This window comes from Kosakonia pseudosacchari (genome assembly GCF_015167415.1).
In the GTDB taxonomy this organism is placed as follows: Bacteria; Pseudomonadota; Gammaproteobacteria; order Enterobacterales; family Enterobacteriaceae; genus Kosakonia; species Kosakonia pseudosacchari.
Window position 1 is genome coordinate 4,821,471 of record NZ_CP063425.1, and the last position, 20,860, is coordinate 4,842,330.

The window sequence follows — 20,860 nt, forward strand, 5'->3', positions numbered from 1 at the left end:
GTGTTCTTATGAGTTCCTTATATCAATCAATGATTACGGTTATTGAGCAAAGCATTACGCCGCTGGCCGGTCGTCTGGGACAGCAGAAGTACGTTATCGCCATCCGCGACGGCTTTACCGCCGCGCTGCCGTTTATGATCATCGGCTCGTTTATGCTGGTGTTTATCTTCCCGCCGTTTTCCGCGGATACCACCGTTGGCTTCGCCCGCGGATGGCTCGATTTTTCCGCGAAATACCGTGAACAACTGATGCTGCCGTTCAACCTCAGCATGGGGGTGATGACCTTCTTTATCTCCGTCGGGATCGGCGCGAGCCTGGGTCGCCAGTTTAACCTCGACCCGGTGATGACCGGTCTGCTGGCGTTTATGGCATTCCTGCTGGTTGCCGCACCGTATGCAGATGGCAAAATCTCTACCCAGTATCTCTCCGGGCAGGGCATTTTCACCGCGCTGCTGACCTCGATTTACTCCACCCGCGTTTACGCCTGGCTTAAACAGCACAACATCACCATTCGCCTGCCAAAAGAGGTGCCGACCGGCGTTGCCCGTTCGTTTGAAATCCTCATTCCGGTGCTGGTGATCATTGGTACGCTGCACCCGCTGAACCTGTTTATTGAAGCGCAAACCGGCATGATCCTGCCGCAGGCGATTATGCACGTGCTGGAACCGCTGGTCTCCGCGTCCGATTCCCTGCCTGCCATTCTGCTTTCCGTGCTGCTGTGCCAGATCTTCTGGTTCGCCGGTATCCACGGTTCGCTGATTGTCACCGGCATCATGAACCCGTTCTGGATGGCAAACCTCTCCGCCAACCAGGCTGCACTGGCTGCTGGCGCCGCGCTGCCGCACGTCTATCTGCAAGGTTTCTGGGATCACTACCTGCTGATTGGCGGTGTCGGTTCCACTCTGCCACTGGCGTTCCTGCTGCTGCGTAGCCGCGTCGCACATCTGCGCACCATCGGCAAAATGGGCGTCGTACCGAGCTTCTTTAACATCAACGAACCGATTCTGTTCGGTGCGCCGATCATCATGAACCCGATGCTGTTTGTGCCGTTTGTTTGCGTGCCATTGGTGAACGCCGTGCTGGCTTACACCGCCACCAAAATGGGCCTGCTAGCGCAAGTGGTCTCCCTGACACCGTGGACAACGCCTGCGCCTATCGGTGCGTCCTGGGCGGCGAACTGGGCCTTTAGCCCGGTGGTGATGTGTCTGATTTGTATGGTGATGTCCGCCCTGATGTATCTGCCGTTCCTGCGTGCTTACGAGCATTCATTAATGAAAGCAGAAGAAGAAAAAGCGCAGAACAGCGCGCCGATGACGGAAACCGTCCGCAGTAACTAAGCCGTAACGCATTAGCAGTAACGAAAAGGAGTCGGTAATGAAATACGTATTTCCCGCAAACTTCTGGTGGGGCAGCGCCAGCTCTGCGCTGCAAACCGAAGGGGAAAGCCAGCAAGGCGGTAAAAGCGCCACCACATGGGATGCCTGGTTCGCCAGCCAACCGTGGCGCTTTCACCAGCAGATTGGGCCGCAAGAGACCTCGACGTTTTATCGCCACTGGCGACAGGACATCGCGCTGTTAAAGCAGCTCAAGCACAACAGCTTTCGCACTTCTATCAGTTGGTCACGGCTGATCCCGGATGGCGATGGCGAAGTGAATCCGCAGGCGGTGACGTTTTATAACGAGGTCATCGACGAACTGCTGGCGCAGGGTATTACGCCGTTTATCACGCTGTTTCACTTCGATATGCCGATGGTGATGCAGGAAAAAGGCGGCTGGGAAAGCCGGGAAGTGGTGCAGGCTTTCAGCCGCTACGCGCAAATCTGTTTCGAGCTGTTTGGTGATCGGGTGCATCACTGGTTCACCTTTAACGAGCCGATTGTGCCGGTAGAGGGCGGATATCTGTACGATTTCCATTACCCGAACGTGGTGGATTTTAAACGTGCGGCAACGGTGGCGTACCACACGGTACTGGCGCATGCCAGCGCGGTACGAGCGTTTCGCGCCGGGTTTTACGCTGGTGAGATTGGCATTGTGTTGAACCTGACGCCGTCCTATCCACGTTCGCAGCACCCGGCGGATGTAAAAGCGGCGCACTACGCCGATTTGCTGTTCAATCGCAGTTTTCTCGACCCGGTACTGCGCGGCGAGTATCCCGCTGACCTGGTGGCGCTGCTGAAAGAGTATGACCAGTTGCCCGCCTGCCAGCCGGACGATATCGCGCTGATTGCAGAAGGGAAAATCGACCTGCTCGGCATTAATTACTACCAGCCACGGCGGGTAAAGTGCCGGGACAGTGCGGTCAATCCCGACGCGCCGTTTATGCCGGAGTGGTTGTTTGATTATTACGAAATGCCAGGGCGCAAAATGAACCCGTATCGCGGGTGGGAAATTTATGAGCCGGGCATTTACGATATTCTCACCAACTTACGCGTCAATTACGGTAACCCACGCTGTTTTATTTCCGAAAACGGTATGGGGGTCGAGAACGAACAGCGATTTATTGAAGAGGGGCAAATAAACGACAGTTATCGTATTACCTTTGTGCGCGACCATCTTATCTGGTTGCATAAAGGAATAAGCGAAGGGTGTAATTGCCTTGGCTACCATATGTGGACATTTATTGATAACTGGTCATGGTGTAATGCCTATAAAAACCGCTACGGTTTTGTGCAATTAGATCTGGCAACGCAACAACGCACCATTAAGAAAAGTGGAGAGTGGTTTGCCGCCACCGCTGAGCATAATGGTTTTACTCAGGATTAAATGACAATGATTGAACTCGAAGAAGCGGTAATGGAAATTATCGTCAACGCCGGACAGTCGCGCAGCCTGTGCTTTGAAGCGCTGCGCGCGGCAAGGGCAGGCAATCTTGACGAAGCGCGCCAGTTGCTCAAAGAGGCGGATGGCTATTCGCGCCAGGCGCATCACATGCAAACCAAATTAATCGAACAGGATGCGGGCGAAGCCCGGCAACCGATGACATTAATTATGGTACACGCGCAGGATCATTTAATGACGTCATTATTAGCGCGTGAGTTATCCGAAGAGATAATTCAGCTTCACACTTTATATCGGCAATAATTAACGGAGACTTGATTACGGTAAATCTTAATTAAGCTGTACCCGCATTAATAAAATAAAAGCAGTTCGTAATGGTGATGGCAATAATCTCTGCCCGGTCACCCGGGATGGTTATTGTCTGAGAATAACTTACTAAATTGAGATAACCATGAGAATTAATAAAAAACTTCCAGTGGCGCTGGCGGTTGCGGCCACCCTTTGCTCTGGCTCCGTCTTCGCACAAGAGTTCACGCAAGAGCAAATCGATGCCATCGTCGCCAAGGCGGTGGATAAAGCGCTGGCGGAACGCCAGGCGAAAATGGACGCCGCGGTGAATAAAAAAGCGGATGTGGTGGTGGAGCCGCAGAGCGCGGCGCAAACCCCGGATTTGGCGGTGCCTTACGGCGTGAAATTTAGCGGTTACGCCCGTTATGGCGCGCACTTCCAGTCTGGCGATCAGAAATATGTTGGCGTTGATGGCTCCTATAACGGCGCGTCGGCGATTGGTCGTCTGGGCAACGAAGGCAACGGCGGCGAATTCCAACTCTCCAAAGCCTTTAAAGGCGACAACGGCGCTATCTGGGACGTCAACGTGATGTTCGATCACTGGGGCGACGAAGTTAACCTGAAAAAAGCCTATGCCGGGGTGACCAACCTGCTTGCGTCCAACCCGAACGCCTACTTCTGGGCGGGGCGTGATTTCCACCAGCGTCCGCAACAGGGCATCAACGACTACTTCTGGATGAACCACGACGGCCAGGGCGCCGGGGTGAAAAACTTCGATATCGGTGGCGTGAAGTTTGATGTCGCGGCTGTCGGTTCGGTTGCGTCCTGTAGCCCGGAAGTGCTGGAAGATGAAGCCAACCCGTCGCGCATCACCTGTACCGGCGGCTCCAACGTCGGCGATAAAGGTAACTATGCGCTGACCTCCAAAATCCACGGCATGAAAGTCGGCCCGCTGGATCTGGAAATTTACGCTAACTACGGTTTTGACTCGAAAGCGATTGAAAGCGATGACCGTCTGAAAGCCTGGCAAGGCGGCGCGGTGCTGAGCCACACTTATGACAACGGCATTAACAAACTGATCGCGCGCTACTCTGATAACGCGGATAACAGCGTATTCAACAAAACCGACGATCTGACGGCGATTTACGCCAGCTTCGAAGGCACCTACAAATTCTCCCGCCAGACGCAGGTGGACTACCTGCTGGCGTTCCACGACTACGACAACAGCGCCAACAAAGCGGATAATCGTCGCAACTATGGCGCGATTGTTCGTCCGATGCACTGGTGGAACGACGTTCACTCCACCTGGCTGGAACTGGGCTATCAACGCGTAGATTATGATGACGGCGGCGATAACCACGGCTGGAAAGCGACGCTGTCGCAGAACATCTCTATCGCCATGGGACCGGAGTTCCGCCCGATGCTGCGCTTCTACGTGACCGGCGGCGAAGTGGATAACAAACGCACCGCACGCGTGAATGGCACCAACGACTCCACGCTCGATTCGTTCAACATCGGCGCGATGTGGGAAGCCTGGTGGTAAGGTAACAAAACCGGAGGCGGTCCCCCCTCATGCCGCCTCCGGTTAAACTCTGTACATGTGTTATGATGCGCGGCCTCACGATAAGTAATCAGCATGACAGAGTTGGGTTAGCCGATGGGTTCGAGCAAGAAAGGGATGTTTTACGTCCTCGCCGCCGCCGTTTTATGGGGCAGTTCCGGGGTTTGCGCGCAGTACATTATGCAGAAGAGCCATATCTCTTCGCCGTGGCTGACCATGACGCGGCTGCTGTTCACCGGGGTGATTCTGCTCACGCTATCATTTGTCCACAGCGACAAAATTTTCACTATCTGGAAAAACCGTAAAGACGCCGTTAGCCTGCTGATTTTCTCGCTGTTTGGCGCGCTGACTGTACAGCTCACTTTTCTGCTGACGATTGAAAAATCCAACGCCGCCACCGCGACGGTGCTGCAATTTCTCTCCCCGACGATTATCGTGGCGTGGTTCGCGCTGGTGCGCAAAGCGCGGCCAACAATGCCAGTGGCGCTGGCGATCATCACTTCGCTTATCGGTACATTTTTACTGGTGACGCACGGCAATCTGACGTCGCTGTCTATTTCGCCTGAAGCGCTGCTGTGGGGCATTGTCTCGGCCTTTGCCGCCGCGTTTTACACTACCTATCCCTCAACGCTTATCGCCCGTTACGGCACGCTACCGATTGTCGGCTGGAGTATGTTGCTGGCGGGATTGATGCTGACGCCGTTCTTTGGCGGGCAGGGGAATGATTTTGTGGTTGATGGCCGCCTGCTGATGGCCTTTTTCTACCTGGTGGTGATTGGCACCGCGCTGACCTTTAGCCTCTATCTGAAAGGCGCGCAGATGATTGGCGGGTCGAAAGCCAGCATTCTGAGTTGCGCCGAACCGCTAAGCAGCGCCCTGCTGTCGGTGGCGCTGCTCGGCGTGGCGTTTTCGCTGCCGGACTGGCTCGGCACGCTGCTGATTGTCTCGTCGGTATTGCTGATTTCCTGGGATTCGCGGCGCAAAATCCGCGCCGCCTGAACCGGGTTAGCCTTTCACCCGTACTTTCGCCGCCACCAGCAGCGCCGTTAACAGCATCAGGCTGCCGGAAAGCACCAGCGGCGAGAGCAAACCGTAATGATCCAGCGCAAAGCCGCCAATCGCCGCACCGCAGGTGTTGGCAAGCTGGATCACCGCCACCTGAATGGAACCGGCTTTTTCTGCCTGATCGGCAAGCGTGCGGGTGATCCATGTTGACCAGCCCACCGGGATCAGCGCGAAACCCAGCCCCCAGATAATGGCGATGCCCGCCGCAACCACCTTATCGCTACCCCACAGAATCAGCACCAGGGCGCTAATCGCCAGCGTTAACGGTGCCAGCGCTAACGCCAGTTTTACTGAGCGTTTCATCACCACCGACGAGAACGACGTCCCGACAAAGCTGGCGATACCGAAGCTCAACAGCACTAACGTCAGCCCGTCAACGTCGAACCTGGCGAGATTCATATAGACCGGGCGAATATAGGTAAAGAACGAGAACTGCCCGGCAAACACCATAAAAATGGCGATCATCCCGGCCAGTACGCCAGGGCGTTTGAGCAGGCCGAACATATTTTCGTGGTGCTCGGTTTTCCCCGGCAGTGACGGCAATGCCTGCCACACCCAGATGATGCAGGCCGCGCCCATCAGCGCCGCGCCGTTAAACACATTGCGCCAGCCGATAATACCGCCGAGAAAACTGCCGAGCGGGGCCGCTATCACCAGCGCAATCGACACCGCGCCAAAAATCACCGACAGCGCTTTCGGCACGACGCGCATCGGCACCAGCCGCATGGTCAGCGACGCCGACATCGCCCAGAAACCGCCTAACGCCAGACCAAGACAGGCGCGGCCCAGCAGCAGCAGGGTGAAATTGGTGGCGAACGACACCAGCAGACAGGAAAGCGTAAGCAGCACCGCGAACGCGATCACCACGTAGCGGCGGTCGGTGGCGCGAATAATTTGTGTAATAAACAGGCTGGCGAACATGGCGACAAACGCCGTCACGGTGACGGTTTGCCCGGTCAGTCCTTCCGAAATGCCCAGATCCAGCGCCATTGGCGTGAGCAGGCTGACCGGCAAAAATTCCACGGTTATCAGGCAGGCCACGCAAAACGCCACGGCGAAAACCGCCGACCAGTTCGGGCGACTTACCGCATCCGGTGAAGAGGGCGTCACAGATTGCTCACTCATTGGTTACCTGCTTAGTTTTTATTCGTGAAAGTCGCGCAGTGTAACATTCAAAATGTGTGACGCAATTAACAATTTGGCAACTCTGTGGCGGCGACGAACGCAACCGTCTGGCCGAAAGCGCATCCGCCCATGTGTATATGGCGACGCAGAATCGCGGCATAACGGCGGCGGGTGTTATGCCGCGCCACCGGTGGCGTGCGCTATTTAACTCGTGCGTTACGCGCCGCTGTCGCCAGGCCAACAATCCACTCCTGGTGAGCATTGATCATCGGGTTTGGCACCGCGCTCGCCAGTTGCTGCGCCGGAACGCCGGTTTGCGATTCCTGCGTCAGAATGCGCACGCGGTTGCCGGGTAAATCCTCAAACAACCAGGCGTGAAGCGCATCCAGCCGCGAATTTTCATCGCCCTCCACCCAGCCATACCACGCGATACGCGCGGCCTGGCCTGCAACTGGCGGAACATATTCACACACCTGCGCCTCGACCGGAAAACCAAAAGTGGTGAAACGAAAACGGGCACTGGCGCTTAATAACGGGCCGCTCTCATCGTGAAAACGGATATCTTGCGCGTTGCTGTAGTAGGTCGGCCACAGGCGGGTGTCAATGAGTTGCGCCCAGATGTCGTGTGCCGTTAGCCCGGCGACAATGATTTCGTTGGAGGCAAAATTATCGGTGGTGCCTGGCAGGTAATCTTGCGGCCAGACAATGGCGCTTTGCGTCAGGGATTGCGTCATGGTGTACCTCGTCATGGATGAACGAGGCCACTTTGCGCCGCGCGGTGTTATAAAGCTAATGACTATCTTTGATAAACATCATCACACTACGTGATATCAGTGCAGCCAGTGAACACCCTCTTCGGGCATAAACAGGGCGTTATAGCGCAGCTGGAAATTATTGAGATCGGCTCTGTCCGGTTCAAGCTCGCGCAGAAACCCTTGCGCCAGGCGGATTTGCGCATCGGTGACAGGGGTTGCCAGCCGCGCTTTTTGCAGCAACCGGTGCCAGTAAACCAGGTTTTGCTCGCTGCTGTCGACAATAGACACCTGCCAGATAAGTAACACCTGGGCGGCGTTTTGCAGATGCGCTTCGTCCGGGCGCGTCAGGTAACTTAAATAGTCGTTACCAGCGCTTTTACCCATCTGATCGATCATCGATTCCACCGGCACAGGCTGGATGTTGAGTCGGTCGGTGAGGCGGCGTATCGCGCGGCGAGAATCAGAGGTTAATACCCTGAAACCAATCACAAAAACCACCACCAGCGTTACCAACATCAACCAAATCATAACCGCTCCCGAGGCACAAAAGAGGCTCATCATACGGGGAAATTACCCGCTACGGACAGCCGTAAATGCGATAATCTTGATTATCGCTCTGGCTGGTCACCATCATGAATAACGATATCAGAAACCTCGATCTTAACCTGTTGAAAACGCTGGATGCTCTGCTGGATGAGCGCAATGTCACGCGCGCTGCCGCCCGCCTTTCGCTGACGCAACCGGCCGTGAGCGGCATGCTAACGCGCCTGCGCGATTGTTTTGCCGACCCGCTGTTTATCCGCGCCCCTCATGGCATGGTGCCCACGCCGCGAGCGCAGGCGCTGGCGGCACCGGTGAAACAGATCCTTGCCGATATCGACCGTTTACTGAAACCCACCGCCTTTGACCCGCTCAGCGCCACCTTTATCTGGACGCTGGCGGCGACGGACTACGCGCTGAAAGTGGTGATCGTGCCGTTTATTGCGGAGCTGAAAAAGCACGCGCCGGGGATCCGCATCCGCGTTGAACCCGTAGAGCCGCAGCGGCTGGTAAGCCAGCTTGAGCGTGGCGAAGTGGATGCGGCGTTAATGACGCCGCACAGCACGCCGGAAGCGCTGCACAGCCGGGCGCTGTTTGAGGAACGTTTTGTCTGCATGATGCGCGCCAACCACCCGGATGCGGCGCAAAACACGCTGACACTTGAACGCTTCTGCGCGCTGGAGCATGCGCTGGTAGCGTGGGATGGCGAACGTTTTCGCGGCGTGGCGGATAATGCGCTGGCCGCCATCGGCAAAAGTCGCCGCGTGGGCGTATCGGTGAGTAACTTCCTGATCCTGCCAGAGATTTTAACCGTCAGCGATATGATTGCCGTGGTGCCGCAACGCCTCGCCAGCCTGACGCCGGGCATGTGCATGCGTGAAGCGCCCTTGCCGATACCAGGGTTTACCAAAACCCTGGCCTGGCACGAACGCAGCCACCGCGATCCGGCGCATCAGTGGCTACGCAATCTGCTGTTCGACATCAGCCAGCGTTAAGCGCGGTGATTATTCAAAGAACAGACCGAGTTTGTTAAACACGCCAGGATCGGTCTGGTGGCGGATAATCTGCACCACATCTTCCAGTTTATCGATCTGGCTTATCATCTGCTCCAGCCGCTGGTCGTTCGCCACCTGCAGCCAGATACGGCTCTGCTCGCCGCTTTGTAGCGGTAGACACAGAATGCCTTCCACGTTGAACGCGCGGCGGGCAAACAGCCCACACACATGGGTCATCACGCCCGGATGGTTGCGCACGGTGAGTTCGAGAATGACGTTATCAGTTGTTTGCATGGCTTATTCCCCCACCATTTCTGTATTCGCCGCGCCCGGCGGCACCATCGGGTAAACTTTTTCTTGCGGGTCGATACGCACATGCACCAGCGCAGGCCCCGGACGAGAGATAACCTCCTGCAACGCAGCCTGCGGGTCAGATTCAGCGTTTAAATCGCAGGTATTCAGGCCAAACCCAGCGGCAATCTGCATAAAGTTGATCATGCCGGGATACGTAGCGGCAAACACGCCGGACTTGTAGAACAGGCTCTGTTGCTGATGCACCAGCCCCAGCGCTTCGTTATTCATCAGGATAATTTTTACATCGAGATTATTTTCAGCAGCGGTGGCCATCTCCTGGATGTTCATCATCAGGCTGCCATCACCGGAAAAGCAGATGATTTTACGCTCCGGGTTCGCCAGCGCCGCACCAATCGCCGCCGGCAGACCGAAGCCCATGGTGCCCAGCCCGCCTGAAGTCAGCCACTGGCGCGGGCGGTTCAGCGGGTAGGCTTGCGCCGTCCACATCTGATGCTGGCCGACATCGGTGGTGATAATCGCACTGTCATCCACGCAGGCCGCGACCGCATTGATCAAACCGTAATGGGTGAGCGGGTCGCCCGCTTGCGGGATCGCACCGGGAAACTCTTTTTGCAGCTGCTCCACGGTGTTGCGCCAGGCGTGGCGGGAATGGGCTTCGACTTGCGGGATCAGCGCATCAAGCACTTCGCCAACGTCACCCTGGATTGCCACGTGCGCCTGCTTCACTTTGCCCAGCTCCGCGCGGTCGATATCCACATGAATAATTTTGGCATTCGGGCAGAACTGTTCGGTTTTGCCAATCGCCCGGTCATCAAAACGCGCGCCAAGCACCACCAGCAGATCCGCTTCCTGCAATATGTAGTTGGTGCTGCGTGCGCCATGCATTCCCAGCATACCGAGCGACAGCGGATGCTGTTTCGGTAACATGCCGAGCGCCATCAGCGTCATGGTGGTGGGCATATTGGCTTTTTCCGCCAGATGACGGATTTGCTGCGGCGCGTTAATGACACCACCGCCCAGATAGAGTACCGGGCGCTCGGCGGCGTTGATCATCGCGGCGGCAGCGTGAACATCCTGGGCGTTCCAGGCGGGCGCTGGCGCTTTATGACCCGGTTCCGGCAGCTCGCTGAGGGCGATTTCCGCCGTCTGCACATCTTTAGGAATATCTATCCACACCGGACCCGGGCGACCGGACTGCGCAATGCGAAACGCATCGCAAATCACCTGCGGCAGCTCGCTGATGTCGCGAACCAGATAGTTGTGTTTTGTGATGGGGATAGAGATGCCGTAAGTGTCCACTTCCTGGAACGCATCGGTGCCAATCATCGAGGCCGGAACCTGGCCGGTGATGCAAATCAGCGGGATTGAATCGAGACGCGCGTCGGCAATGGCGGTCACCAGGTTGGTCGCCCCCGGCCCGCTACACGCCAGACAAACCGCCGGTTTGCCCTGCGTACGCGCCATGCCCTGCGCAATGAAGCCCGCGCCCTGCTCGTGACGCGCCAGCACATGGCGGATCTGTTTACTTTGGCTTAGCGCGTCGTATAACGGCAAAACGGTGCCGCCGGGAATACCGGTTACGGTGGTGATGCCCTGACGTTCCAGTAAATGAACAATCAGCTGCGCGCCTGTGTAGCGCGTGGATTGCGATGTGCTGCCCGAACTTGCCATGCTCCAGTCCTTTTATTCTGAGCCGGCTTTCCAGGAGAGGCTTAAACGAAAAACCCCGCCCGGTTTGCGCCGGCGGGGTTTTGGAATCGTGTGTTGTTCCGGACCCTACGGCGCATTGCCGACGACCACCACCACACGCACGACGACCACCGCGGCGTTATGCGCGGTTTTTAGTAGGTTCATCGGTTTGGTGGAAGCGTTCATTAGGGGCCTGTCTGTTGTGTTATTAACGAGATTTATACAAACACAGGAATCATTCGCCGACAACTGCTTTTTACGCACCCGCAGAAAACTGCGCAGCCGATCACGTTTATTTGCCTGGCACCTGAAAACAAAAAACCTCGCCGGAGCGAGGTTTTTGTCAGCATTTTTGCGGTTGGTGGCCGCAAAACACACTGCGTTACGTCAACCACGCAACTATACGACGAATCCTGCGGATGCGCAATTTTCAGGCGGTTTTTCCCGCATTGAGTATGGATCAATGTCGAAAATTCCGCCAATAAATACTGTATATATAAACAGTGTTAATGTATAATGACCTTGCGAACCAGCGTGAGGGGCCGCGTTCAACGGCGCAAGAATTCCTGGCTGAAACGGGTGGTGCCGTCAGTGCCTTAACCCCTCAAGAGCACACTGCGTTACGCCAACAACAAGGCTGGCAACAGGTAGCGGAAAGGTACGTCAGCCGGTGCTCCTTGACCAGAGGAGAAAGCGTATGGGCGGAATGGAGATGTTTATTCTGATCCTGAAACTCATTGTTGCGTTGTTGCAACTGCTTGAAGCTGTCCTGAAGTTTTTGCGGTAATTCAGGTTCAAGTCGCACCAAAGAGGGGCGGGAAACCGCCCCTCTTTTACACCTCTCACGCTGTCTCTGGCTCGCGTGTTTTCATTTGCTGGAGCTGGTTGTAAATATACGCCGTATGAGCAATCGCCTGGCGTGGAATGGCCTGCCCAGGCTCATACTGCATCAGCAGATGAACCAACTGCGGCGCGTCGATAATCGGGATATTCAACGCGCGGGCGCTGTCGAGAAGCCCGGATACCGCGTCTTTACCCTGCTGTTTAAAAAGAATATGCGGCAACGCGATGTTCTGCTGTTCATAACGCAGAAGAACCACCCGTGATGCGGCATCATTCAGCACCACATCCGCCAGCCTTAACACTTCCCCGGGCTGCGGTACGTCAACGGGCATCGGCGGCGGGCTCATCATCAGGCTTCTGCGGTACGATTTAATATGCGGATCGCCTTCGGTATCTTTGTTTTCCCGGCGTACCTCCTCAAGGCTCATCCTTTGTGTCTTGATAAACAGATATTTTTGCAGGCCGAAATCGAGCGCCGTCCAGACAGCAAGCACTATCAATATGTGGTGAAAGATGTCGCTAACCAGGTTACGCAGCACCTGCGGTAAGCGCATCAGCGGGCTTGCCGCCAGAAAGACGATTTCGTTGATATGCGGATAAACCGCGCTGTAGCTGGCATAGACGATAATTAAGAATTTCAGCAGGCTGCTCACCAGTTCTGTAAGCTCTCTGGAGGAGAACATTTGCTGAATTTTTTGTAACGGGTTTAGGCGTTCAAATTTCGGCATCGCCGATTCGGGCGCAATGAGAAAGCCAAATTGCAGCCAGTTTCCCAATAACCTTGCCGCTATCGCCACGCCCAGAACAGGCGCCAGGAAAATACTCAACTCCACTGCCAGTAACTGTGTTAACCGCTTTGCCGCCGTAATAAACGGCAGCGTCATGAAGCTCAGCGCCACGGTAAAGAGCTGTTGCAGGCGAGCGATTCCGCGCTCCATCATGATAAAAATGAATTCCATCGCCAGCGTGATCAGCAGCAGCAACGGCACACCTTCATTTTTAAAAACATTTCCTTTCTTTCGCTCATCGCGAATTTTTTTCGGTGTGGGTTGCTCGTTTTTTTCCGCCATCGCTTAATTCGCTTTCAGACTAAGCGTGGAAGAAATCATCGGGACGATGCGCTCAGGCTGCAATAATTGCTGCTCAGCAAGGTGCAGTAATGTCGGTATATAAACCACCAGGAAGGATAAACCGATAATAATTTTTAACGGGATGGTAACGGTGGTGACCTGCATTTTCGGGCTGTAAAGGCTCAGGATCGCCACGCTAAACTCGATCATTAGCATCAGCACAGCAAAAGGCGCGCTGTAAATAACAATAAACGAGAATATTTCTGCGAGAAAAGCTAACCACTGTTTAAAGGTTACCGCAGTGTCCGTGAAAAAAAGTTTATCGATTGGCCAGAAGGTATAGCTGCGCCAGAGAATATCAATAAGGTAAGCGAAACCGTGAAACTGAATAAAAATCAGCAAAAAAATACTTTTAAAGACATAACCAAAAAATGATCCACTGTTGCTTATTGCCGGGTTAATTTGCTCACCCATTTGTCCGCCACTCTGATTATCAAACAGAACCCCGACGCTTTCGAATAACCAGAAAGGCACAACCAACAGAAAGCCTAAAAAAATACCCAGCAGCGACTCTTTTATCATCATGATAATAAACATGACGCCTTTGATATTGCCAACATCGGGTTGCGCATAAAATGTAGTAGCGGGAATAAAAGTAAACACCAGGGCGATACTGTAGAGCACCGCACCTCTAATCTCCTTAAAAGAAAACGCAATAATAATCGCCATGCAGGGATAAATACGCGCACAGGCAATCACCAGTGCCATTAACGCCTCACCTAACCAGTCGAATGAGACCAGGGTCATTGCCAGGCTCTTATTTGGCTGATTAAGTCAAAACAGTTAATACTTAACTGCACTGTTTTTTGCAGCATCCAGTGGCCAACAAAAGCCAGCACGACGCCAACAGCAACCATTTTTACCGCAAAAGGTAATGTTGCGTCCTGTAATTGCATAACCGATTGCAGCAGCGCAATGATAATACCCACCACCACCGCGGTCACGACAGGAGGAACCGATATTAGCATCGCCAGCACTAATCCCTGCTTGAGCAGTTCAACAATATCCATATTTATTCTCATCGCTAAAGGTAGCTGTAAAATAACCCTTCGAGTAAACGGCTCCACCCTTCAATCAACACAAAAAGCAGTAACTTAAGCGGAATAGCAATAAACATGGGCGCCACCATTTGCATTCCCAGTGCCATTAGCACTGTCGAGACAACAAGGTCTATTACTAAAAAGGGAATATAAATTAAAAAGCCAATTTTAAACCCGGATTGTAATTCTGACAGTACAAATGCACTTAAAACCAGCGCAGGGTTATCGCGCGTTATGGGATTATTAGCCTGATCTTTCCAGAGTTTTTTTGCCGCCTCGGTTAAACGAATATGCGTTTGGGCATCAATATTGCGCTGCAAAAAGTTTTGCAGCGGCGCAATGACTGTCGGATAGTGAGTATAAATCGCGGCGACATCTATTTTGTCCGGTGAGATTTGTCGCACGCGCTGGGTCATCTCATTAAATACCGGCCCCATAATAAACAGCGTCGCGGCAAGCGAAATGCTGTAGATCACCATGTTGCCAGGCACCTGCTGTATGCCCAACGCGTTGCGTACAATCAGCAACACAACGGAAATTTTAAGAAACGAGGTGGAAATAATCATCAGCAAGGGCAACAACGTCAGCGCCGCGATAAACAGCGCCAGCGCTGCGGGATTGATCTGCTGAATATCCATCAGAAATGCTCCATGCGGGTAATTTGCAGCCCCAGCACGCCTTCCACATCCACTAATGTGCCCTGCGCCAGCGGGCGCTCGCCATAATAAATCGCCGCCTGACCGGGGGTGAAATCCGTGAATGTCAGTATCGAACCCGCTTGCAGCGACTGTAGCGCGTCGAGCGTCAACGTTAGCGTTCCTGCACGCAGCGTGACCCGCAGGGGAACAGAGGAAAGATCTGGCATTTCATGAGGTTGTGTCGGGATCTCGCCCGATAAAGGCAGCGGGGGAAGAGGCGTGTCCGGGTACGAAGATGCTGTATCAACGGGGGTAAGTTCCATTTCTAGCTCCTTATGGGAAACAATCGTAAAGCTGTGCGCCAGCGAGGCGCATTGCTGTAACGCGAAGCACCGTGTGCCAATCTGTAGTTGCCCTGATCCTGCCGGGTTAAAAAGCCGATTTTCTGGCAGCACGATATCGCCAACGCGCAGTTGCCGTAACGCGGCTGCCGCAAGCTCCGTTGAGGCCAGGATCAACGGGAAAGAGAGTAAAAATTGCTTATTTTGCGGCGGCGGGGAAAAGTGCCACGCCGAATACTGAAGCAGGCGAAGTAATGTTACCGGCGACAGGGCCATTAACCCTTTTTCGTGTTGCTCGCTGTTTTTTATTTCCATCCAACAGTAGATTTCCGGCTCATGGCTTTCCTCAGCGGGCTGTAAGTAACCCACTATGTTTTTAATTTCCTGACTGAGCGCGGCGTTATAGACATCCCAATACCACTGTGCCGGGGAACTATTATTTTCGGCTAATAGCGGACAAAGCGATAACAAGTTCAGCAAAGGCTCCGCATTATAAATACGTAATTTTCCGTACTGACTGGCAAAACACATCGGTTTATTCGGCAATCTTTCTCCCGCCAGCACCGGAAAGAGTCTTAATTGCCCTTGCTGGCCATTAAGTTGAAAATTCACTCTCGGTTGTCGATCCAGATATTGCCGGGCGATGACTTCATCTTTACTGACAGAGGGAAATAGCAGCGCAGCGTTATTCATCAATAATGGCTCGTTACCCAACATTAAATGGCATGCAGATGTTCAAGGATGAAACGAAACTTTTCCTGCCGTTTTCTTTTCTCGGTGACCAGCTGGAAATACGCGGCAACCTCATCGCACTGGCGCAGATAATCGGTTTCCTGTTGTTTAATCAGCAACACAGTATCTTGTAGCTGTTGCATCATTGCCTGTTCTTTTTCAAGCCACTTTCGCATATCCATTAACGATAATGCGCGCTGTGTATTTTGATCGCTCATCGCGGAAAAATATTCACGATTAAATTGGGCGATGTGTTGTGAATGCTTATTAAGCGCGTCGAGTTGTTGCGCCATTTTTACCCTTTCACGCTGTTGTTTTACCCACACCAACTCCGTTTTTACCGTCCGGTAATGATAAAGCGATAATAGCTGCCGCAGCAGCGTGGTTAATCGTAGCGATTCATCTGTGCTGTTTTCACTCTCTTCGTTATAAAACACCTTGCGGACCCGGCGCATTTTCCACGACCTCACGTAATCGATTTAAGGTTATTTCCGGCGCGCGCGGCGCGCGTAATGATTGTTTAAGAATATTATCCAGTGCCGGTTTAACCCCAACCGCGTAATCAGTAAAGGGATCGCTGCCGGTCTGGTATTCTCCCAGGCGAATTAACATTTCTATATCGGCATAGGCCGTCATTAATTGCCTTATATGAGTGGCAATAGCTTGCTGATCAGTTCCCGTAATCGCATTCATGACCCGGCTCAGGCTGGCAGCCACATCAATAGCCGGATAATGCCCCTGATCGGCCAGTTTGCGCGAAAGGATAATATGCCCGTCCACTAAAGAACGGACTTCGTCGGCAATCGGGTCTTGCATCGAATCTTGTTCAACCAGGACCGAATACAGCGCAGTGATGGTGCCCTGCCGGGTACGTCCACTGCGTTCAACCAGCCGCGAGAGCAAGGTGTAAACCGAAGGAGGAAAACCATTGCGCCCCGGCGGTTCACCATTGGCAAGACCGATTTCGCGCTGTGCGCGGGCAAGTCGCGTCAGCGAATCAACAATCAGCAGGGTCGACTCCCCTTGCTGGCGAAACCCTTCGGCGATGGCGGTGGCAGTAAACGCAGCGCGCACACGCTCCATGCTGCTGCGATCCGAGGTGGCACACACCAGCACGGTGCGCTGACGCAGCGCTTCATCCAGCTCCCTGTCCATAAACTCACGCAGCTCACGCCCGCGCTCACCCGTCAGGCAAAACACGATAGTATCGCACGGTATGTTGCGCGCCAGCTCCGCAAGCAGCGTTGTTTTGCCGCATCCCGCACCGGCAAAAATCCCCGCCCGTTGGCCTGCGCCCAGCGTCAGTAAACCGTCGATACTGCTTAATCCGGTGTAGAGCGGCGCCTCAATACACAGGCGATCGGTCGCCAGCGTGGCGTTATGCATCACCGGTACAGATCGCGCGGTTAAGGTATCGACAAAAGCAGCCCGGCCTAGCCCATCAAGGGCGCGACCAAACCCATCAAGCACCCCGCCTTTCAGTGCTGGCGAAACCTGAATAGTGTGGGGCAAACCTAAAGGGTAAACCTCTGCGCCAGGCTTAATTCCCTCCAGCGTATCCAGTGCGGCAAGCGAAACCTCTTGCGAATCAAAGCCAATCACTTCAGCCATAATCGGCTCGCCTGACGTGCGCGGCAAAAGGCATAAGTCGCCTAAGCGCGCGCCTGGAAGATGGCACTGTAAAACGATGCCGCTAATCCCTGTCACCGAGCCGATAACCTTTACCGGCTCTGCCTGCTCGAGCTGACGTTGTGTGGCCTGCTGCCAGCGAGCAAGTTCCTCTTGCCAGCCGCCGCTCACCAGGGTACCTCGAACCGCGTTTCGCCCTGAAAAATCAGCTTTTCTTCGTTTATGCCGAGAAGTTTAATGCCATTGATCTCGTCATTGATAAACACCCGCTGACCTTTGTCGGTCACGATATACGGGGATTCACCCTTTACAACCAGGGCAATGCGAAAAGGCAGCGGTGGCGGCGGCTGGACACTCTCCACGGAGATTTGCGCAGCGCTTTGGTAACGCTGCGCAAAATGTTGCAGTAGCGCCTGCATTTCAGCCTGCACCTTATCATCACCGACCAGATGCAAAATGACGTCGTCACTGTCGGTTATCTCCAGATCGACGCGTTGCCCTAAACCGGCCTGCTGAAGCAGTGACGCCAGGATTTCGCGGGTTTGCGCGGCGGATTCAAGGAATGTTTTCTGCGGCTTCGGCTCCGGCATTGAAATAGCCGTTGGCCGCTCGTCGTTGCCGGAAAAACCGCCCAACCCGAACGCGCCTATCGCGAGGATAAGACAAACCGCAGCCACGGCTTTATTCAGCCGACGACGCGGTTTTTCAGCCGCTGGCGCATGTGAACTCGCCTGGCTATCTGCCTGCACCGCGGGAGCGTGTTCCGTTTCCCACGGCGCGTCTGACGGCGCGACGCATAACCAAATTCCCGCCAGCGAGAATGGCGTACCGGATTCGAGGTTATCGATGTGTTCAACCCGACGCCCCTCATTCGTCAGCACCGCGCCTTGCAGGGCTGCCACCTGCCAGCCGTTATCCGTCGCGCGTAGCTGGCAATGGTTTTGCGCAATCGCCGCGTCGTATAACACCATGTCCGCATCAGGTGCTGATCCAATTAACCACTGTGTACCGGTCAAGGGTAACAGTGCGCCGCTATTCAGGCCGCTAAGCACTCTCAGTTCATAGAGCATGATATTTTCCCTCAATCTGCTGCAGGTTCTGCGAGTTCGTGGGTTTCTGCGTCAAGATCGATACGCCCCTCAATCTGCACGTTTATCGATGGAATAAGCTCCGAAAAGGCGAGCACCGGAACAGGCGTGGACGACTCCCGTAGCAGACCGGAAAGCGGGGCACGCAACTCAGGTTCGACGAGCAGCACACAAGGGGTCTCTTCATCGGTGGGAAAACACTGCGCTAAGCGGGACAGTAACGCCTCATGCATCACCGAAGAGAGTGTCATCGGCTGCGCGCCCGCCGCGTTCACTGCCTGGCGGAACACCGCTTCCGTGGCCGGGGCCAGTAACCAGCTATTCAGCGTTTCATTTTGGCTGTACTGGTAACAAATCTGCTCTCTCAGCGCGTGACGAACCTGCTCGGTTAATACCATCAGGTTGGATTCATGACGGCTATGTTTAATCAATGTTTCGGCAATCAGGCGCAGTGGTCGCAGGGTGACATGTTCCGCGGCCAGCCGCTGCAAAACGGCAGAAAACCACGCGATGGGTAAACATCTTTCGAGTTCATCGGCCAGTTCAGGCTGCTCGCTTCGTAGCCAGTCAATCAGCGCTTTGCTCTCCTGTAAGCCGACAAATTTCCATCCCGTTGACAGGATGGTCCGCTGCATCCTCGCGAGGATCAGATCGCCTGATGTGCGCTTTTCGTCCTCGTACTGAGATAAGCGCTGATCGTCCACAGCAAACCAACGCAAACCTTGCTCATCACGCGCTGCAAGTCCCGGTGTACCGTCACCTTCAGCAACCAGCCCGGCATTAACGGCGCGTTTGTCCGGGTCAAACGTTGCGCGAATAACCGGCACTTCATAGACGCAGAAACGAAATTCATCGGGCGCCAGCTGCTCATTGCCCTCAAGCTCGAAAGAGGGCAGCGTAAGGCCATATTCAAAAACAGTGTCGTTGCGTAAGGCATACATGCGCTGGAGCAGGTGTTCAAACTCCGGCTGTTGCTGATGCTGTGGGTGGAATTGCATCAGGTAGGGGCGCAGCGGGAAAAAGCGGCGAACATTTTCATAGCCCATTAATTCGGCTGAATGAGCTTGCTCAGTGCCAACAGTAGCGGGAGCAGGCTGTCCGGCCATTTCCAGCCTGTGCTTTTCCTGCCGGGTAAGCAGGAAGGCTAAGGTCAGACACAGCAAACTCAAGGTGGTGAAAAGCATCGCTGGCATGCCTGGCACCACCGCAAACAGCGCCATAATGATTCCGCAATAGATCCAGGCTTTGGGATGACGCGTTAATTGCCAGATAATCTCACCGCCAATATTGACGCTGGAGGCCGCGTTATCGGAATTGACGCGCGTAATAATAATGCCCGCCGCGAGCGAGATTAGCAGCGCCGGGATCTGCGCCACCAGGCCATCACCAATGCTTAAAATCGAGTAGATATGCATGGCGTCGGCGGCGGGCATGCCGTACTGCAAAATGCCAACGGAAAAACCGCCGATCAAGTTAATAAAAACGATGATAATCCCGGAAATAGCGTCACCTTTGACGAATTTCATCGCGCCGTCCATGGCACCAAAAAGCTGGCTCTCTTTCGTCAGTTGCTCGCGGCGAACCCTCGCATCCGCCGTATCAATCAGCCCCGAGCGCAAATCGCTATCAATGGCCATCTGCTTACCTGGCATCGCATCCAGATTAAAACGCGCGGAAACCTCCGCAACGCGTTCCGCGCCTTTCGTAATGACCAGAAAGTTAACAAGGGTCAGGATCAAAAAGATGACCAACCCCACAGCGAGGTTGCCGCCTGCGACAAAGTTGCCAAACGTTTCAACAACATGACCGGCATCATGCTGCAATAAAATCATGCGCGTCGTGGCGACGGAAAGCGCGAGACGGAACATGGTGGTCAGCAGTAAAACTGCCGGGAACGTCGAAAATGCCAGCGGGTGTGACATAAATAACGCCTGAATGGCCAGCAACGTGGCGATACAGATATTCAGTGACAAAGCCGTATCAATAATAAAAACCGGCAACGGTAAAACCATCATAAAGACAATCGTCATAACGATAACCGCGCCAATGAGTTCAGTCTGGTTAACCATTCGAACGGCCAGTTTCGTGAAAAACATTCTCATGAACACCACGTATATTGATAGTTATTGGGCAGGCACACGTTATTTTCATCCTCTCTCTTATTTGGCTACCGCCCCGGAAAGCGCTTTTTCAAAGTAAATGTCGAGATGTGTTTATTAGTGAGCACAAAGGTTAAATATGTGCAAAAGAAAATGCCTAAAAAAGCACGCTACTTGTTATCAACAAAATAAACCATAGCCGCAGGCGG

The 20,860-nt window shown here is 54.1% G+C and carries 22 protein-coding genes; 7 read left to right on the top strand and 15 right to left on the bottom strand.

The features are described 5' to 3' along the window. Positions 1–8: 8 nt before the first annotated feature. The 5 genes from IP581_RS22890 (at position 9) to IP581_RS22910 (ending at position 5,626) form a co-directional block, all read left to right on the top strand. Positions 9–1,337, top strand: coding sequence for a PTS sugar transporter subunit IIC (locus IP581_RS22890; protein ID WP_086872306.1), 1,329 nt, complete (start codon positions 9–11; stop codon positions 1,335–1,337). A gap of 37 nt (positions 1,338–1,374) precedes the next feature. Beyond that, positions 1,375–2,763 carry a glycoside hydrolase family 1 protein gene (locus IP581_RS22895; protein ID WP_193821448.1) on the top strand — a complete coding sequence of 463 codons (1,389 nt, stop codon included), beginning with the start codon at positions 1,375–1,377 and terminating at the stop codon, positions 2,761–2,763. Between the two features lie 6 nt (positions 2,764–2,769). Beyond that, positions 2,770–3,081, top strand: a complete 312-nt coding sequence (locus IP581_RS22900) for a PTS lactose/cellobiose transporter subunit IIA (RefSeq protein ID WP_044489757.1) — start codon at positions 2,770–2,772, stop codon at positions 3,079–3,081. 148 nt (positions 3,082–3,229) lie between these two features. Then, a complete protein-coding gene (locus IP581_RS22905; protein WP_086872300.1) occupies positions 3,230–4,609 on the top strand; it encodes a carbohydrate porin in 1,380 nt (459 codons plus the stop codon). A gap of 114 nt (positions 4,610–4,723) precedes the next feature. Then, a complete protein-coding gene (locus IP581_RS22910; RefSeq protein ID WP_086872298.1) occupies positions 4,724–5,626 on the top strand; it encodes an EamA family transporter in 903 nt (300 codons plus the stop codon). Positions 5,627–5,632: 6 nt separating this feature from the next. Here the strand turns inward: IP581_RS22910 and nepI are convergent, their stop codons facing one another. The 3 genes from nepI to IP581_RS22925 form a co-directional block, all read right to left on the bottom strand. After that, on the bottom strand, positions 5,633–6,817 hold the full coding sequence (gene nepI / locus IP581_RS22915; RefSeq protein ID WP_193821449.1) for a purine ribonucleoside efflux pump NepI: 1,185 nt from the start codon (positions 6,815–6,817) through the stop codon (positions 5,633–5,635). Positions 6,818–7,017: 200 nt separating this feature from the next. Continuing rightward, positions 7,018–7,551, bottom strand: coding sequence for an SRPBCC family protein (locus tag IP581_RS22920; protein WP_193821450.1), 534 nt, complete (start codon positions 7,549–7,551; stop codon positions 7,018–7,020). Between the two features lie 96 nt (positions 7,552–7,647). Continuing rightward, positions 7,648–8,100, bottom strand: a complete 453-nt coding sequence (locus tag IP581_RS22925; protein ID WP_193821451.1) for a DUF1198 domain-containing protein — start codon at positions 8,098–8,100, stop codon at positions 7,648–7,650. 104 nt (positions 8,101–8,204) lie between these two features. Here IP581_RS22925 and IP581_RS22930 point away from each other — a divergent pair, with 104 nt between their 5' ends. Continuing rightward, entirely contained in the window at positions 8,205–9,107 is a 903-nt protein-coding gene (locus IP581_RS22930; protein WP_193821452.1) for a LysR family transcriptional regulator, read from the top strand. 9 nt (positions 9,108–9,116) lie between these two features. On the opposite strand, the gene ilvN is transcribed toward IP581_RS22930, so the two are convergent. The 3 genes from ilvN to ivbL all read right to left on the bottom strand — a co-directional run bounded on the left by ilvN (position 9,117) and on the right by ivbL (position 11,297). Then, positions 9,117–9,401, bottom strand: coding sequence for an acetolactate synthase small subunit (gene ilvN / locus IP581_RS22935; protein ID WP_017458118.1), 285 nt, complete (start codon positions 9,399–9,401; stop codon positions 9,117–9,119). A gap of 3 nt (positions 9,402–9,404) precedes the next feature. Then, the gene (gene ilvB, locus IP581_RS22940; RefSeq protein ID WP_193821453.1) at positions 9,405–11,093 is read right to left on the bottom strand and encodes an acetolactate synthase large subunit; all 1,689 of its coding nucleotides are present in this window, start codon (positions 11,091–11,093) and stop codon (positions 9,405–9,407) included. Positions 11,094–11,198: 105 nt separating this feature from the next. Next, positions 11,199–11,297 carry an ilvB operon leader peptide IvbL gene (gene ivbL / locus IP581_RS22945; protein WP_139164763.1) on the bottom strand — a complete coding sequence of 33 codons (99 nt, stop codon included), beginning with the start codon at positions 11,295–11,297 and terminating at the stop codon, positions 11,199–11,201. 511 nt (positions 11,298–11,808) lie between these two features. Here ivbL and tisB point away from each other — a divergent pair. Next, the gene (gene tisB, locus IP581_RS22950; protein WP_017458115.1) at positions 11,809–11,898 is read left to right on the top strand and encodes a type I toxin-antitoxin system toxin TisB; all 90 of its coding nucleotides are present in this window, start codon (positions 11,809–11,811) and stop codon (positions 11,896–11,898) included. Between the two features lie 55 nt (positions 11,899–11,953). Here the strand turns inward: tisB and IP581_RS22955 are convergent, their stop codons facing one another. Genes IP581_RS22955 through sctV form a run of 9 tightly spaced genes read right to left on the bottom strand, consistent with a single transcriptional unit; the run spans position 11,954 to position 20,648 of the window. Next, the gene (locus IP581_RS22955; protein WP_193821454.1) at positions 11,954–13,024 is read right to left on the bottom strand and encodes an EscU/YscU/HrcU family type III secretion system export apparatus switch protein; all 1,071 of its coding nucleotides are present in this window, start codon (positions 13,022–13,024) and stop codon (positions 11,954–11,956) included. A 3-nt stretch (positions 13,025–13,027) separates the two neighbouring features. Then, positions 13,028–13,831: a type III secretion system export apparatus subunit SctT gene (sctT, locus tag IP581_RS22960; protein ID WP_193821455.1), complete on the bottom strand. Its 804-nt coding sequence runs from the start codon at positions 13,829–13,831 to the stop codon at positions 13,028–13,030. Then, a complete protein-coding gene (gene sctS, locus IP581_RS22965) occupies positions 13,828–14,094 on the bottom strand; it encodes a type III secretion system export apparatus subunit SctS (RefSeq protein ID WP_193821456.1) in 267 nt (88 codons plus the stop codon). Before sctS ends, sctT begins: the two co-directional genes overlap by 4 nt. Positions 14,095–14,108: 14 nt before the next feature. Then, the gene (gene sctR / locus IP581_RS22970; protein ID WP_097399768.1) at positions 14,109–14,762 is read right to left on the bottom strand and encodes a type III secretion system export apparatus subunit SctR; all 654 of its coding nucleotides are present in this window, start codon (positions 14,760–14,762) and stop codon (positions 14,109–14,111) included. Further along, positions 14,762–15,796 carry a FliM/FliN family flagellar motor switch protein gene (locus IP581_RS22975; RefSeq protein ID WP_193821457.1) on the bottom strand — a complete coding sequence of 345 codons (1,035 nt, stop codon included), beginning with the start codon at positions 15,794–15,796 and terminating at the stop codon, positions 14,762–14,764. The genes sctR and IP581_RS22975 overlap by 1 nt, the downstream gene beginning before the upstream one ends. 23 nt (positions 15,797–15,819) lie before the next feature. After that, on the bottom strand, positions 15,820–16,290 hold the full coding sequence (locus tag IP581_RS22980) for a hypothetical protein (RefSeq protein WP_193821458.1): 471 nt from the start codon (positions 16,288–16,290) through the stop codon (positions 15,820–15,822). Further along, positions 16,262–17,638, bottom strand: a complete 1,377-nt coding sequence (locus IP581_RS22985) for a FliI/YscN family ATPase (protein ID WP_407659164.1) — start codon at positions 17,636–17,638, stop codon at positions 16,262–16,264. Before IP581_RS22985 ends, IP581_RS22980 begins: the two co-directional genes overlap by 29 nt. Beyond that, complete coding sequence (locus tag IP581_RS22990; protein WP_193821460.1) at positions 17,632–18,534, bottom strand: FHA domain-containing protein; 903 nt, start codon at positions 18,532–18,534, stop codon at positions 17,632–17,634. The genes IP581_RS22985 and IP581_RS22990 overlap by 7 nt, the downstream gene beginning before the upstream one ends. An 11-nt stretch (positions 18,535–18,545) precedes the next feature. Further along, positions 18,546–20,648 carry a type III secretion system export apparatus subunit SctV gene (gene sctV / locus IP581_RS22995; protein ID WP_193821461.1) on the bottom strand — a complete coding sequence of 701 codons (2,103 nt, stop codon included), beginning with the start codon at positions 20,646–20,648 and terminating at the stop codon, positions 18,546–18,548. Positions 20,649–20,860: the final 212 nt, after the last annotated feature.